The sequence below is a fragment of the Paenibacillus sp. 01T422 genome, from assembly GCF_056398785.1.
Genome location: NZ_JBFTQB010001722.1, coordinates 1 through 383, shown reverse-complemented (window position 1 = coordinate 383; position 383 = coordinate 1). Strand labels below are relative to the sequence as shown.

The following is a 383-nucleotide window of genomic DNA, read 5'->3' as shown; positions in this document are numbered from 1 at the left end:
GGATTAGGCCTCAAACTGCAGAAAACCCGCCTTATTGCGGCAAGCATCGGTGTTGTGATCGCAGCAATCGCAGTAGCTTGCGTAGGCACTATATCTTTCATCGGGCTGCTAGCTCCACATGCCGTTCGGATTTTCATGGGACAACGACACCAGAAATCGGTTGTTCTATCAGCTTTGATCGGTGCAATATTGCTTGTCGTCGCTGATATGATTGGGAAAGTGATCGCCATTCCCAAAGAAATCCCTTCAGGAATCGTTGTTGCTGTCATTGGCGCTCCGTATTTACTGTTTTTGATGTACCGGAGTTCGGTGAAGAGATAATTGATTTTAATTATTTCGGATAAAAAGGGGCTGCCTACAAGTAGATTTATTCTACTTATGTG

General features: G+C 44.9%; 1 protein-coding gene. It reads left to right on the top strand.

Annotated features, from left to right (window positions below; translation table 11 throughout):
• Window positions 1-321: iron chelate uptake ABC transporter family permease subunit (locus tag AC1DUA_RS40945; RefSeq protein ID WP_477505058.1), on the top strand; the 321-nt coding region annotated here is incomplete at its 5' end.
• Window positions 322-383: the final 62 nt, after the last annotated feature.